This is a genomic window from Paraflavitalea speifideaquila (assembly GCF_032395985.1).
In the GTDB taxonomy this organism is placed as follows: domain Bacteria; phylum Bacteroidota; class Bacteroidia; order Chitinophagales; family Chitinophagaceae; genus Paraflavitalea; species Paraflavitalea speifideaquila.
Map to the genome: position 1 here is coordinate 5,727,735 of NZ_CP135920.1, position 13,641 is coordinate 5,741,375.

Genomic DNA, 13,641 nt, shown 5'->3' on the forward strand with positions numbered 1-13,641 from the left:
GCCGGCGTATATTAAAATTAAGAGTAGTCATGTTCTAGTTTTTACAGTGTGCAATTAGAAGGTAATGTTGAGGCCTGCAGCATAGGACCTGAAAAATGGATAATCGAAAGAAGAGTTGTTGGGTTGTTCAGGGTCATAGTATTTATACCACATACCTGTTTTCTCCCACAAGTCCTGGCCGGTGAAATAAACCCTCAACTTGGAAATACCTGCTTTTTGGGTAAGCTTTTCAGGCAGGGTATAGCCCAATTGCACGTTCTTCAGGCGCACGTACCAGGCATCCTGTACCCAGAAATCGGATACAACTGTATTGTGGGTGCCACCCAGGTACAAACGGGGGAACATGGCATTGGGGTTTTCGGGTGTCCAGTAGTCGTTGTTGATCTTCCATGCCTGGCGCCAGCTTTCGCCATAAGGCAGCGCAGCCAAAGAATAGATGAGCATTTTGCGTTGACCAACTCCCTGGAAGAAAGCAGAGAAATCAAACCCTTTGTATTCAAAACCGAAGTTGAAACCAAATGTATAATGCGGTGTCGTTTCACCGAGATTCACCAGGTCGCCATGATCAGCTTCCGTATTGCGGCCGCCATTGATGAAACCGTCTTTGTTCTGGTCAACGTATTTAATATCTCCTGCACCAACACGGTTATCTTGTTTGGCATGACCGGCCACTTCGGCTGCTGTTTGGAAATAACCTGCTGTCTTGTATCCCCAAATCGTATTTACAGGCAAGCCTTCAATAGTACCCCTTACACCTGCGCTGTATACTTTATTGCCTTTCAGATCAGTGATCTTGTTTTTGGCATCCGCAATATTAGCGTTTACGAAATAGCTCAGGTTCTTATTGATCTTTTCTTTCCAACCCACTTCTACTTCCCAGCCCCATGATTTCATGGCGGCATCATTTCTTTGTGCTGCTGTCAAACCAAAGATGGCCGGTACAGCAGGCGTCACCAGCATGTCGATATTGTTGCGGGTAAAATAGTTGAATGAACCGGTGAACCTGTTCTTGAACAAGGCAATGTCCATACCCAGGTTATAAGATTCCAGCGTTTCCCATGATTTTAATTCGGAAGCATAGGCAGCCTGGTAAACGGAGTTGTTCAGCACATTGTTGAATGGATAAGTACCTCCTTTGTTCAGCAAGGCGATATAATCATAGTTGCCAAAGTTGGAAGAGTTGGAATTGCCGAGGCGACCCCAGGAAGCACGGAGCTTTAATTGTTGTACAAAAGGTACCAGGTTCTCAAACCATTTTTCGCTGTGCATATTCCAGCCGAGTGACACACCGGGATACCACTTGGTGCGGTAGCCTGGCGCAAGGATGGAACTGGCATCCCTGCGCAGTGATCCTTTCAGTAAGTAACGGCTATCGAAATTATAGGTGAGCTCTCCAAAATAAGAAACCCTGGCCCATCCCTGTATATTGTCACCTACACCAGGTGTATTGATGGCAGGATTGGCCGGCCAGGTAAGAGAGGGTAATTCATTGGAGATAAGATTGCTGGCAGTAGAAGAAACATAATTGTAATTATAATCATCATACTGATAACCTGCCAACAGGTGAAAACCATGATCGCCCAGTTGGTAATCATAATCTCCCAATAACTGGAAGTTGTTGTAAAAGGTAGTGGCCCTGTTCTTTGAAATGCTGTTGGGGTTGTTGGCCTGGCCTCCAATGGTACCATTCTTATTGTAGAAAGGAATATACCTTCTGAAATTATCGTTGCTGCTTTCAATATAGCGCGGGCTGTAGATGGCACGCACGGAAAACCCTTTCACCAGCTTGTCTACTTTCAAAGTAAAGGCGCCTTCGAGACGGTTGGAACTTTCATCGGTATAGCCACCTTCATTCAGAATGGCGTAAGTGGTACTGCCTCCCTGCGCATATTTGGTTTCGTCGTAGCTACCAGCGGTGGAACCATCATTCTTAGGCAGGAACACCGGGTATAAGGTACGGGTTTGATACAGACCATAGATCAGTCCATAGTCGCCATTGGCTGAGCCACCAGGCGATAAAGTGCTGGACCGGGTATAGGCAACGCGGGAGCTTAAGCTGATGTAATCGTTGAACTGGGTATTGAGGTTGATACGGGCATTGATACGTTTGTGGTCATCGGGGCCCATTTTGAAAATACCATTCTGGTCGTAATAGCCCAGGGAGAACAGGTAACCGGATTTACCCGTTTTGCCCGATACAGACAGGTTGTGCTGCTGGCTGCGGGTCACATCGCGGAAGAGCATGTCGATGTAATCAATATTCTCATAAAAATCCCATGCGCCGGGATTGGTGGGGTTGGGCAGGTAATTGGTATCGGGCGATTGCATCCAGCGTATCTGATCGGCTGACCAGGAAGCTCCCTGACCAGCATTGAGACGGGCTTTATTGAGCATGTCGGCCTCTATCCACGAAGGGTTGCGCTCAGGCATATTATACGGTTTATTGAAGGTATAGATGCCACTGTAATCGATCTTAACCTTGCCCGATTTACCGGTTTTGGTAGTCACCACGATCACGCCATTGGCCGCTTCAGAGCCATAGATGGCAGCAGCCGCCGCATCCTTCAATACCGAAATGCTTTCAATATCATTGGGGTTGAGGGTAGAAATGGTACCGGGCACACCATCTACAATGACGAGCGGACTATTGGAGCCATTGATAGAAGAAATACCACGCAGCGTCATGTCCCAACCTTCTTTACCGGGCTGGCCATTGCTGCGGGTAAGCACCAGGCCGGGAGTTACACCCTGTAAAGCAGCCAGCGCATTGGTGGAGGGCCTGTTGACGAGTTGTGACCCATCTACTACATTCACCGCACTGGTCATATGGGCTTTCTTCTGGGTACCATAACCCACTACCACCACATCCGACAGGCTGCCTGCCTGGGGCTTAAGGGAGATATTAATGTTGTTGTCGGTGCCTACCCTGACTTCTACAGGTTCATAATTAACGGCCGAAATAACCAGCACATTGCCGGTAGTGGCATTGATGGAAAAAGCACCGGTCTCGTTGGTAGCCGAACCGCCCGACTTATTTTTAACCACGACGGAGGCACCTACCAGTGGTTTCCCACTTTCATCGAGTACAGTTCCATGGATCATTCTTGTTTGGGCCAGGAGCAAAACCGGGCAAAGGAGTAAAACAGCGGCCCCGGCAAGTAATCTGACAAGGGGTAGTTTGCCGGCAGTTTTCAGCAATCGCATAGCAATTTAGTTTTAGATAAGTAATGTAATTTGCAGCAGGGCCAGGCTGGAAAGTCGCTATCTTTTCCTATGGCAATCCGTGCACAGGTAATTTACGCGGGGGTACAAAAAGCCAGGGGTGAGTATCTTAAAAGAATGGGGTGATTTTTATAAACGCTTGCGTAAACCGATGATTGTCAAACAACAATTAATGAATAACCTACCTTATCCATGTAGTTTTCTTCAATTAATTAATACTTTTGGCGCCGCTGTATGAATGGTTTCTCACTGCCCCTTTTGAATGAATTGCTTCCTGTAAGAAAAGTCTTCTGGGTATTGATCATGCTTTGCGGGTCCCGGGTAGGCTGGTCACAAAACTTGTCTTTCAATCATCTTACTGTAGAACAGGGGCTTTCGAGCAATTCAGTGTTGGCCATCACACAGGATGCTGATGGTTTTCTTTGGTTGGGCACCCGCCAGGGTATTAACCGGTATGATGGCTCCCGCATAAAAAATTACCTCTTCGATGAAAAAGGTAAGTACCCTATTAATATCAATAATATCCTGTCACTCCTCTGCGATTCCCGGAAACGGGTCTGGGCAGGCACCTCAGCGGGGCTGCTTCGATACGACGAAACCCAGGATTCTTTTATCAGGATGTCCTTACAAGGCAACCCCAACCGTACGGTCAACTGCCTGTATGAAGACAGGGCCGGTACTTTGTGGATCGGTACGCTGAATGGATTGTTTGCCCTGCCCAAGGGTAGCGACTCCAGCTTTATCGTACATATTGCCAGGGGCAATAACCAGGGTATTGCAGATAATAATGTACGGACGGTTTTTGAGGATCACCATGGTTATTTATGGGTGGGCACGGGCAATGGCCTTACGCGCATGCATGCAGTGAACGGGCATTATCAGTTTACCAATTTCTATCATGATCCCAATAAAAGCAGTTCATTAAGTGCCAATTATATTACCGCCCTTGCCGAAGATCAACAGCAAGCCTTGTGGATCGGTACGCAAAACAATGGACTGAACGTATATACACCCGCTGCGCAATCGTTTGTCCGATACACGGACCATCCTGCCAATAAACAAGGACTTATCAATAACCATGTACGCATCATCAAACGGGCCCGGAATGGCCGGTTATGGATCGGTACGCAGGAAGGGTTAAGTGTTATTGATCCTGCCAGTTTGAACATGGTCTCCTATCAAAACGATGCAGGCAATAAAAAGAGTCTTAGTCAGAATTCCATTTACAGCTTGTTTGAAGATGCCAGCGGCTCGATGTGGGTAGGCACTTATTTTGGCGGGGTCAACTATACCTATCCTTATACCACCAGCTTTAAGGTATTACAGAATGAGGGGAGCCGTTTTAGCATCAGCAATAATGTAGTAAGTAGTATGGTGGAAGATGGGCAGCATAATTTGTGGATAGGTACGGAAGGGGGTGGCCTGAACCATTTTAACCGGGGTACGGGTATTTTTACGGTATATAAAAACAGGTTACAGGACGGATCGAGCCTGGGGAGCAACCTGGTAAAAGTGGTCTATATAGATAAGGAGCAAAATGTATGGTGTGGTACGCATGGCGGCGGGCTCAATGTACTGCCCTCCGGTGCGCAGTTCTTTAAACGCTACCTGTATAAAGAGAATGACGTATTTACTGCTCATTCAGAGATCACTTCGCTGGCGGAGGATGATGCGGGACGTTTTTGGCTGGCTGGCAATTCGCGTATAGCGTTATTTGCTAAAAAGGCACTTCGCTGGAACAATTACCGCTTACCACCATCAATGGCAATGTGGGGATGTACAAGCGAATACGCTGCTGAAAGACCGGCACGGGAATATATGGATCGGAGCGGCAGGTCGTTTGTATGTTGTGAAAGGCAATGAACTGCAAGAGCTCAGCCGGGGTGTTGGTATCAACTGTTTACTGGAGGACAAAGGAGGCAATATCTGGGCTGGCCTAAGTAGTGGTGGGCTGGCGCAATATAATACACAAACTCAGCAATTAATACGCTATACTGAAAAGAGGGGCTGCCCAACCGGAATATCATTGGCCTGCTGGAAGATGATGACGGGTATCTTTGGTTAAGTACAAACAATGGGTTGATGAAGTACAACCCGTCTGCGAAAACCTGTCAAACGTATACGGTAAGTGATGGCCTGGCAGGCAATGAATTTAACTACAACGCTTTCCTCCGTGATAGCCGGGGCGCCTTTTTCTTTGGGGGTATAATGGCATCAGTTATTTCTATCCCGACCAGATCGTTACGAACAGTTATGTAGCGCCGGTTGTATTTACCGGGCTTCGCCTGTTTAATAATGTGGTGACTATAGGCGGTTCGGATGGGCTGTTGCAGGAAAAGATCGACCTTATTCCGAAGCTCCTATTGAAACATCACCAAAATGTAATTACGCTTGAATTTGCGCTACTCAACTTTATCAAGAGTAATAAAAACAGGTATGCGTATCAATTGGAAGGGTTTGATCAGAACTGGAATGAAGTCAACAGCGGATCGGCCACTTATACCAACCTGCCCAGGGGGAATATGTTTTTCATGTTAAAGGAGCTAATAATGATGGGGTATGGAGCAAAGAGGTTTCCTTGCTCATCAAAGTACTTCCTCCGTTTTGGCTTACCTGGTGGGCTTATACCATTTACGTGTTGTTGTTTTGCGCCATCTTATTTGTGGTGATCCGTTTTTCTTTCTGCGGGCCTTATTGAAGAAAGAGGACGAGTTGCACCAGGTGAAGTTGAATTTCTTTACGAACGTGTCGCATGAAATACGCACGCACCTGACGCTGGTGATGGCGCCGGTGGAAAAATTGCTGGATAGTAAAAGCAGCCATGATACGGTGTTGCAGCAGCATTTATCGCAGGTAAAGAGTAATGTGCACCGGCTTTTGCGGCTGGTCAATGAGTTGATGGATTTTCGTAAGGCCGAAACCAATCACTTGCCATTACAGGTAACCCAACATGCTTTCATTCCTTTCTTGCAGGAGATATACAGCAGTTTTGAAGACTTATCGCTCTCGAAAAACATTCACCTCTCTTTTATACATCCGCCAGCCAACCTGCTTTTGTATTTTGACCGGGCGCAACTGGAAAAGGTATTCTTCAACCTGCTGGTCAATGCATTTAAGTTTACACCCGATGGAGGACGTATTAGCCTGGTGGTAGAACTGCAGGGCAATCAAGTGATCGCATCGGTAACCGATAATGGACGGGGTATTGCACCGAGTACCTGGACAAGTTGTTTACCAACTTTTTCCAGGTGGCAGATCATGGGCGGCAGAATACAGGTTATGGTATTGGCCTGGCCTTATCGAAGCATATTGTAGAATTGCACCAGGGGATGATCAGCGTTGTGAGTGAACCAGCTGTTGATGGCAAGGAAGGCAAAACAGTTTTTAAGGTAATCCTGCTGGCAGGCAAAGCTCATTTTGAAGCTGGCGGCATTACGGTAATGGATAGCATAGCTGGTGAGCAAGCTGGCAATGAAACGGCGCCGGAATATATTCCCTCTCCTACGCTTGGTACGGTAGAGGCTGGGAGTAGTGAAGACAAGTTATATACGATTTTAGTGGTGGAGGACAACGTCGAGTTGCGCTTATTGGTACAGGAAACGCTGAACAGCCGGTACCATGTATTGTGTGCCGAAAATGGGTTGCAAGGTTGGGATATGGCGACTGAGCATATACCTGATCTGATCGTTAGTGATGTGATGATGCCCGAAATGGATGGCTTTACTTTCTGTAGTCAACTAAAAACAGATGAGCGCACCAGCCATATACCGGTTATTTTACTAACGGCCAAAAGTTCACAAACTGACCAGGTGAGTGGCCTGGAAACAGGCGCCGATGTATATCTTACCAAGCCGTTCAGTCCCAAGGTGCTGGCTTTGAATGTGGGCAACCTGCTGGCATCCAGGGAAAAGATGCGAAAGTTTTTTTGGCCGCCAGGTGCATGGAGCAGACAGCACCGTGGCGGCCGAAGGATCGGTAGAAGTGCCAGCCAGTAGTATTGTGATCAGCATTGACTCGGCGTTTTTGCAGCGGGTGGTACAACTGGTGGAAGAGCACCTCGACGATCCTGATTTTGGGGTGGAACAATTGTCGCGCAAGGTAGCCATGAGTGCGCCGGTCTTATACAAGAAGATCAAAGCAGTGACAGGTATGTCGGTCAATGAGTTTGTAAAGTCGATCCGGTTAAAACGGGCAGCACAACTTTTGCAGCAAGGTACATTGACGGTTTATGAAGTAGCCTACAGCGTTGGCTACCAGGACCGCAAGTATTTCAGTAAAGAGTTTAAAAAGCAGTTTGGCAAAACACCGAGTGAATATGCAAGTGGGTATAAGCAGGGCAGCTAAAGCTAATCAGCCACATTGTTACGGGCCTTCACAAAATCGCTCACCAGGTAGCTTACCAGTTTACCCGTACTTTCGTCCTTGCGGCCGTCGGTCAGTTGGGTAGCGCCCTCGCAAATATGGAGGTAGGCGGCATCGCAATCCAGTGCGGTAAAAGTAAGGTACTGGCGGGCATGAAGCGGCAGTATACCCGAAGGCGTCATAGCGCTGGATAAAGTATGTTCTATACAATCGAGGTCCAGCTCAATACCGGTATAATTTTCTTCTGTAAAGCCGGTAGCATGGGCAACAGCCTGTATGAAGTTGCGCTTTTCGTGTATAAAAATATCTTCGTAGGTGATAAAGTCGAGGAAGGGATTGTTCACAATATCCAGCCATACGTTTTGTGGCAGGTAGTTTTCGTGAAGGCCAACGATACAATACTTCTGCAGGTAGCCATCTTCTTCGGCATAGCGGAAGCCATTGCCGCTGTGGCGGCCTTCGGCGGGCCTGAAATCGGAATGGGCATCAAGGTTAATGCAATTGATCTGTGCCAGGGGCAGCAGGCCGGCTTTGTGTAATCCTTTAGCCGCTCCTTTGATCAGGGGATAGGCATTGTTGTGGCCGCCACCAATCACAATGGGTAATTTTTATGGGACGTGATGATCTTTACCAATTCTTCCACTTCTTCATCAATGGTCACTACAGCATGGCGGTAAGCATCTACTTTCTCTTCATAACCATGGGCATTTTGTTCAATGAGGTATTTAAGATCGCCAAAATCAAAATGACCCAATAGTAGTATATCATCTCCCTCGAGGAAATCATTGCTTTGAATATTTAAAAAGGCTGAAAGGAAAGGTATCCAGATTGAATCGGTACCCCCTACCCCATGGTTGGCACGCACGCCAATATCTTCGGGAATGCCGATCAATACGTAGCTTGCTTTGGATTGGGCGAGGGAGGTTTCGAGTTGGTTTTTATCAGCTATTACCTGTAGGGTTTCGCCCAGCCTGGTTTCAAATTTGCGCAGCTTAGTAAGGGAGAGGATATCCTTTTATCGTAGAACTTAAAGTGTTGCATGGTGTTGAATTAGAGTAGAGAATACAGAATTTGGAATACAGCTTTTAGGGTTTTTGCTTCATGCTGTTTTTGTGTTCAATTGCTAACAGCAAGCGCCTATCAGGTAATTGCCGGTAACTACGTAACAAGTCTTCTTCTCGGTCTAAAAAAATCAAGGGGTGGGAACGGAAATACTTCCAAAGGATGCTTAAGAACTCGGGATATTCCCGTAACCGGATGCCTCTTGAGCGAACGGCTACGATGAAGGCCAGGGCAAAGCTCACCAGGAAATTCAGGAAACCGATACCCAATACGCCGGTACAAACCACGGCCATATAACTGAAAGATACATTATTCCAGCCTACGCCATACAAACCAATGGAAGTATTGGCGGCAGCAATGGTAATATGGCGAATATCGAACCCGATGCCAAACAGATCGCCCGCGGTAGTGGCCATTCCCAGGAAGAAACCCAGGGAAATATTACCTGCCAGGCTACCGGCATGGCCTTCCAGGTAATGGGCAATGCGTTCCAGGCGGTTGCGGGGAATATATTGGCGCAATACGGGATGTTCGGAAAGGCGGCGGCCAATGCGGCCATAGTTGATCTTATTTTGTACATAACCCGCAATTATGCCGCTAAGGAAAAGGAATACACCGGTATTGCAGGCATAGAGCAAGGAAAGGCTATGCCAGGGATGCTGGGCTTCCAACAGCTTCATGGCATGTTCGCCACCCGCCAGGGGTTTACCAAAACAAATATCATACAACCAGGCCAGCAGAAAGGTGACGGGCCATACGATGATAAGATTACCTATGAAAGAAGCGATCTGGCTGCGGGATACTTTGGATATGGTAACTGCCAGGTTATACAGGTTGGGGGTATTATCGGCTTTCCTGGTATCCAGTGACCCGGCTACTGCACTGGCTGTAAAAGCGGGTTGTTTGGTGGCGAGGGTGGTATGGGTTTCTTCTATGGCTACAAACCCAATGCTATAATTCACGCTGTAGGCAAAGCCGTGCCAAAAGGAGCCATGTGTACTTTGCCCAGTAATATTTTGAAGATGGCCACAAAACAAACGATGAGGCCTCCCCATGGCCGTAAAGATCATTTGCCAATATTCCAGTGGTGAGGAAGTAATATACTTGTTGCCTTTTTAGTCTTCTGCTCTGCTATCTGGTAAGCCAGGGTACCGGTGGTTTGGGACAGGAATTCGCGGATACTGTTCTTGCGATTTTCATCTCTCACGACTTTGATGAACAAGGTAGCCAGGTGGGAAGTATTCATCAACTGGTCTTCGTCTACAATCTCCAGCACCAGTTGCATGCGCTCCAGTTTTTGTTCGAGCTGGAGGAGGATGAAAGTTTGTGACAGGCTAGCGCCTTTTTCTACCGACTGATCACGGATGAACTGCACGACTTCGAGGCCCTTATCAAATACCTGCCGGATGTGTTGGAGCAAGGACCGCACTTCTTCAAGCGGCCCATTGTACAGGATGTGTTCTTTTAATTCGTATACAAGGTATTGTTGTATAGCAAATGGGTTATCCTCCTGATCTTCCTTAAAGGGCGCATTTCTTACAATGGCATTTTCCCAACCCAACTGGGCTACGCCTGCCGAAAGAACCTGTAAGGCTATTAATGCCTGGCGAGTAATAATGGGTTCACGCCCTCGAAAGAAATACCTACGGCATTAAAGAACTGGATCCACCTGGCATGGCCAATCTCTTCTACCCATACATAATCGTCTTTGCGGTAGAAGAGGCGATCCAATACATATAGGAAGTCGTTGGGATCCTGCAGGGCAGGCAGGAATTTATGTTTGAGGCGGGCATACAACTCACGTCCAGCACCCCGGGATACGGTAATGCCACTTTCTGTGAGCAGGGGCAGCAAATTGCTATTGATGAGTTGGGCCAGGATGGCCAGGCGCAGTTCACTCACTACGGCCGTATTGTGATACAAGAATTGAAGGGTTTTGCCAAAATTCTGAACAGCTTCGCCTGGTTTGGCGGTTTTGGGACGTATGAGGCGAATGAAAGAGACGAGGTAATCCAATGCACCCTGACGGTCTTTGAGGGAAACCGCTGGTTTGTTTTCAAGAAACTGGGTAAAAGGGTCGACCTTTTTTTCTTCCGGATCATTATCGTTTGGTATAGATATTATCTGAATACGGGCACGGTATCCATCCCCACTAAACCACTCTGCCTACTTATGCCAGGGGGCTAAGAGGTGACACCTTTTCGTTTTCGAGGCAAGGGAAAGGTGTCACCTCTTTCCTGATGAAGGTGAGCCGCCCTGGAAGGGCAACCCACCCTTGTAAGTTAGCTACCCGCACTGTAATGAATATACAACAAATTATAACCATTCGCCCTTTATCATTACTTTATCAATGAGGTTGGAGCCAAATGCATAGGGTATATAAGCCAGGGAAGGAATGGGTTTGGTGAGGATGAGGTTGGCTTTTTTGCCCTTGGTAATGCTACCCAGTTGGGCCCCGACTTCCATAGCATGGGCGCCATTGAGGGTGGCGGCATTGATGGCTTCTTCGGGCAACATTTTCATTTGGATGCAGCTCATGGCCACCACCAGGTTCATATTACCACTGGGTGATGAACCGGGATTGAAATCACTGGCCAGGGCAATGGCGCAACCTGCATCAATTAAAGCGCGGGCCGGCTGAAAGGGCATCCGCAGGAAAAAGCGGCGGCAGGCAATAAGGTACCAATGGTATGGGAAGCAGCCAGGGATTGAATGGCGGCCTCATCCATCGTTTCAAGGTGATCCACACTCACAGCGCCCAGTTTAACGCCCACCTGGGTGCCGCCTGAAAGATGGAGTTGATTGGCATGTATCTTGGGTTTCAAGCCATGGGCCATTCCTGCCCTGCAGATGAGTTCGGTTTCGGCCGCAGAAAAGAAACCATCTTCACAAAACACATCAATATAATCGGCCAGTTTTTCTTGGGCTATTACCGGCAGCATGTCGTTGATAATACGATCAATATACCCGGGGTGGTTATCCTTGTATTCCTGGGGATAAGTATGGGCGCCCAGAAAAGTAGCTTTGATGGACAAGGCCGATCTTTCCTTCAGCTTTTTGATCACGCGCAGCATTTTCAATTCGCCTTCTGCAGTCAATCCATACCCGCTTTTGATCTCGATAGCGCCGGTACCCAGCAGGCTAAGTTCTTCCAATCTTTTCCATGCCTGGTTAAACAGTTCCTCTTCCGAGGCATTGTTGAGTTTGCGGGCGGAGTTGAGTATACCACCGCCTTTGGCGGCAATATCGGCATAACTCATGCCTTTGATCTTGTATACAAACTCTTCTTCGCGACTGGCGGCAAATACCAGGTGGGTATGGCTATCGCACCAGGCAGGGAGCACAGTAGCCCCTGCAGCATCAAACGTATGCAAAGCAGGAAACCGGCCTGTAGGCGCGTTGTCCATGGTTCCAAAATCAGCAATGGTATCTTTTTCTACAATGAGGTAAGCATTGTCAATACAGGGAAGCCGGGCCAGCTCTGCGCCACGCAAAAGGGTTGATTGCTCACGAATGTTGACCAGTTGTTTGATATTGGTAATCAGGAGTGCCCCCATGGTTTATAGTAGCATTTTATTGTCGGCAAAAATAGGTTATTATGCTGCAGGGTGACTCACCTCTATTAGAAAGAGGTGACGCCTTTCGTTTGCGAGGAAGACAAAGGTGGGCCACCCTGCTGCCCAGCATGGCAGCGCCGCAGGGTGACTCACCTTTATTAGAAAGAGGTGACACCTTTCGTTTGCGAGGAAGGGTAAAGGTGTCACCTCTATAACTGTAACCTTGTTGTTAAGGATTTACTCTACTTCAGCTACCAGGTCCAATACTTTTCTTTGATGATCTTCACTTCACCTGTTTCCACGCTGTAGTAGCCAGCCGCAATGCCAATCTCCCCATTTTCATACATCTCTTTTAAGATAGGGCTGCGCCTTAATACTTCATCCATGGTATGTAAGGTATTGGCCTGGGCTACTGCTTCGATGAATTCGGGATTCACGGTTTCCTGTCCCTTGCTTTTTATCTTTTCGATGGCAGGTTGTACTTTATCCAGCAATCCGGTAAGATGCCCTAATTCAACATGATTGCAGGCTCCTTTGATGGCGCCACATTTGGAATGGCCCAGCACCATGATCAATTTGGAACCGGCTACTTTACAAGCAAATTCCATGCTGCCCAGGATATCGTCATTGATCACATTACCTGCAATACGAACGCTGAAAATATCGCCCAGGCCCTGATCAAAAGCAATTCGGCCGAAGTACGGCTGTCGATGCAACTTAATATCACAGCGAAGGGCCATTGGCCTTCTTTGGTGTCATTCACTTGCTCCAACAAATTCCGGTTCACTTTCAGGTTGTTCATAAACCGGGTATTTCCCTCTTTTAAAAACTGTAATGCCATTTGAGGTGTGGTAGTGGCTTGCGTTTCTTTGCTATGGGTTCTCATTGTTAATTATTAATTATCTGATTATAAATTATTGATTTTGGGTTGATGATTGACAAATTGATTTAGAGGCCGGAAGACCGGGTGACCGGAAAGTCCGTACGGATAGTTATCAGGACAAAGGAAAAACCTTTGTATAGTCCTTCAACCAGCTCTCTGCGACAATAATTTTAGGTTAACAGCGGTCAAGTTGTCCACGAAGGGAAGCGACAGCTTTAGTAAACGACCTTGTGTCGTAACTGATTATTTTAAGAAAGATTTAAGATAAGCTGGAAGATAATTCGGGAGGCAGCAACAGGGTTTCAGCATGCTGCCAGGGTAATTCGGTGGTATGACGGATATAAAATGCAGCACATTCTTCGGGCAAGCACAGGTTGATGTTGTGAGAAGGTAGTACTTCTTCTACCATAAGCACATTGGTATCGGCTGTATTCTTCACTTCTTCGGTATCAGCAAACCCCACAACAGATTCCATATCAGTACTATCGACTATTATAGTCGACGTAAGGCGATAAAGATTCGCCATCAGCAGTAAGCCGAAGCACATCACCTGTA

The 13,641-nt window shown here is 47.3% G+C and carries 18 protein-coding genes; 7 read left to right on the forward strand and 11 right to left on the reverse strand.

Translation table 11 applies throughout. From position 1 onward, the window contains the following. Nucleotides 1-54 precede the first annotated feature (54 nt). A complete protein-coding gene (locus RS881_RS39385) occupies nt 55-3,204 on the reverse strand; it encodes a SusC/RagA family TonB-linked outer membrane protein (RefSeq protein ID WP_315815780.1) in 3,150 nt (1,049 codons plus the stop codon). A gap of 252 nt (nt 3,205-3,456) precedes the next feature. Between RS881_RS39385 and RS881_RS39390 the strand changes: the two genes are divergently transcribed. From RS881_RS39390 to RS881_RS39415, 7 genes are read left to right on the forward strand one after another with little or no spacing between them, the layout of a single operon-like run. Further along, complete coding sequence (locus RS881_RS39390) at nt 3,457-5,085, forward strand: ligand-binding sensor domain-containing protein (protein WP_315815781.1); 1,629 nt, start codon at nt 3,457-3,459, stop codon at nt 5,083-5,085. After that, complete coding sequence (locus tag RS881_RS39395) at nt 5,072-5,287, forward strand: hypothetical protein (RefSeq protein WP_315815782.1); 216 nt, start codon at nt 5,072-5,074, stop codon at nt 5,285-5,287. Before RS881_RS39390 ends, RS881_RS39395 begins: the two co-directional genes overlap by 14 nt. Then, nucleotides 5,257-5,481, forward strand: coding sequence for a hypothetical protein (locus tag RS881_RS60545; RefSeq protein WP_350340295.1), 225 nt, complete (start codon nt 5,257-5,259; stop codon nt 5,479-5,481). Before RS881_RS39395 ends, RS881_RS60545 begins: the two co-directional genes overlap by 31 nt. A 38-nt stretch (nt 5,482-5,519) precedes the next feature. Then, nucleotides 5,520-5,891 carry a triple tyrosine motif-containing protein gene (locus RS881_RS39400; protein ID WP_315815783.1) on the forward strand — a complete coding sequence of 124 codons (372 nt, stop codon included), beginning with the start codon at nt 5,520-5,522 and terminating at the stop codon, nt 5,889-5,891. Then, nucleotides 5,869-6,537, forward strand: coding sequence for a sensor histidine kinase (locus RS881_RS39405; RefSeq protein ID WP_350340379.1), 669 nt, complete (start codon nt 5,869-5,871; stop codon nt 6,535-6,537). The genes RS881_RS39400 and RS881_RS39405 overlap by 23 nt, the downstream gene beginning before the upstream one ends. Beyond that, nucleotides 6,471-7,217 (forward strand): response regulator transcription factor, encoded by a 747-nt coding sequence (locus RS881_RS39410; RefSeq protein ID WP_350340380.1) that lies wholly within the window; start codon nt 6,471-6,473, stop codon nt 7,215-7,217. The genes RS881_RS39405 and RS881_RS39410 overlap by 67 nt, the downstream gene beginning before the upstream one ends. After that, nucleotides 7,159-7,566 carry a helix-turn-helix domain-containing protein gene (locus RS881_RS39415; RefSeq protein WP_315815784.1) on the forward strand — a complete coding sequence of 136 codons (408 nt, stop codon included), beginning with the start codon at nt 7,159-7,161 and terminating at the stop codon, nt 7,564-7,566. Before RS881_RS39410 ends, RS881_RS39415 begins: the two co-directional genes overlap by 59 nt. 2 nt (nt 7,567-7,568) lie before the next feature. Here RS881_RS39415 and RS881_RS39420 read toward each other — a convergent pair whose 3' ends face one another. The 10 genes from RS881_RS39420 to RS881_RS39460 all read right to left on the reverse strand — a co-directional run bounded on the left by RS881_RS39420 (nt 7,569) and on the right by RS881_RS39460 (nt 13,561). Then, nucleotides 7,569-8,180 (reverse strand): arginase family protein, encoded by a 612-nt coding sequence (locus RS881_RS39420; RefSeq protein WP_315815785.1) that lies wholly within the window; start codon nt 8,178-8,180, stop codon nt 7,569-7,571. Beyond that, entirely contained in the window at nt 8,177-8,476 is a 300-nt protein-coding gene (locus RS881_RS39425; protein ID WP_315815786.1) for an arginase family protein, read from the reverse strand. The genes RS881_RS39420 and RS881_RS39425 overlap by 4 nt, the downstream gene beginning before the upstream one ends. Nucleotides 8,477-8,669: 193 nt before the next feature. Then, the gene (locus RS881_RS39430; RefSeq protein WP_425476308.1) at nt 8,670-9,716 is read right to left on the reverse strand and encodes a transporter-like protein; all 1,047 of its coding nucleotides are present in this window, start codon (nt 9,714-9,716) and stop codon (nt 8,670-8,672) included. Then, complete coding sequence (locus tag RS881_RS61890) at nt 9,713-10,207, reverse strand: transporter-like protein (RefSeq protein ID WP_425476309.1); 495 nt, start codon at nt 10,205-10,207, stop codon at nt 9,713-9,715. The genes RS881_RS39430 and RS881_RS61890 overlap by 4 nt, the downstream gene beginning before the upstream one ends. Before the next feature lie 35 nt (nt 10,208-10,242). Beyond that, the gene (locus RS881_RS39435; RefSeq protein WP_315815787.1) at nt 10,243-10,662 is read right to left on the reverse strand and encodes a transporter-like protein; all 420 of its coding nucleotides are present in this window, start codon (nt 10,660-10,662) and stop codon (nt 10,243-10,245) included. Nucleotides 10,663-10,962: 300 nt separating this feature from the next. Then, nucleotides 10,963-11,295, reverse strand: coding sequence for an amidohydrolase family protein (locus RS881_RS39440; protein WP_315815788.1), 333 nt, complete (start codon nt 11,293-11,295; stop codon nt 10,963-10,965). Further along, entirely contained in the window at nt 11,268-12,203 is a 936-nt protein-coding gene (locus tag RS881_RS39445) for an amidohydrolase family protein (protein ID WP_315815789.1), read from the reverse strand. The genes RS881_RS39440 and RS881_RS39445 overlap by 28 nt, the downstream gene beginning before the upstream one ends. A gap of 251 nt (nt 12,204-12,454) precedes the next feature. Next, complete coding sequence (locus RS881_RS39450; protein ID WP_315815790.1) at nt 12,455-12,838, reverse strand: carbonic anhydrase; 384 nt, start codon at nt 12,836-12,838, stop codon at nt 12,455-12,457. Continuing rightward, nucleotides 12,835-13,089, reverse strand: coding sequence for a carbonic anhydrase (locus tag RS881_RS39455; protein WP_315815791.1), 255 nt, complete (start codon nt 13,087-13,089; stop codon nt 12,835-12,837). The genes RS881_RS39450 and RS881_RS39455 overlap by 4 nt, the downstream gene beginning before the upstream one ends. A 256-nt stretch (nt 13,090-13,345) precedes the next feature. Further along, a complete protein-coding gene (locus tag RS881_RS39460; protein ID WP_315815792.1) occupies nt 13,346-13,561 on the reverse strand; it encodes a hypothetical protein in 216 nt (71 codons plus the stop codon). Between the last annotated feature and the right edge of the window lie 80 nt (nt 13,562-13,641).

What these genes read in the sequence shown, in the direction of transcription:
- RS881_RS39385 (WP_315815780.1), bottom strand. Translation starts at nt 3,204, where the DNA reads ATGCGATTGCTGAAAACTGCCGGCAAACTACCCCTTGTCAGATTACTT.
- RS881_RS39390 (WP_315815781.1), top strand. Translation starts at nt 3,457, where the DNA reads ATGAATGGTTTCTCACTGCCCCTTTTGAATGAATTGCTTCCTGTAAGA.
- RS881_RS39430 (WP_425476308.1), bottom strand. Translation starts at nt 9,716, where the DNA reads ATGATCTTTACGGCCATGGGGAGGCCTCATCGTTTGTTTTGTGGCCAT.
- RS881_RS39440 (WP_315815788.1), bottom strand. Translation starts at nt 11,295, where the DNA reads ATGCCCTTTCAGCCGGCCCGCGCTTTAATTGATGCAGGTTGCGCCATT.
- RS881_RS39445 (WP_315815789.1), bottom strand. Translation starts at nt 12,203, where the DNA reads ATGGGGGCACTCCTGATTACCAATATCAAACAACTGGTCAACATTCGT.
- RS881_RS39455 (WP_315815791.1), bottom strand. Translation starts at nt 13,089, where the DNA reads ATGAGAACCCATAGCAAAGAAACGCAAGCCACTACCACACCTCAAATG.
- RS881_RS39460 (WP_315815792.1), bottom strand. Translation starts at nt 13,561, where the DNA reads ATGGAATCTGTTGTGGGGTTTGCTGATACCGAAGAAGTGAAGAATACA.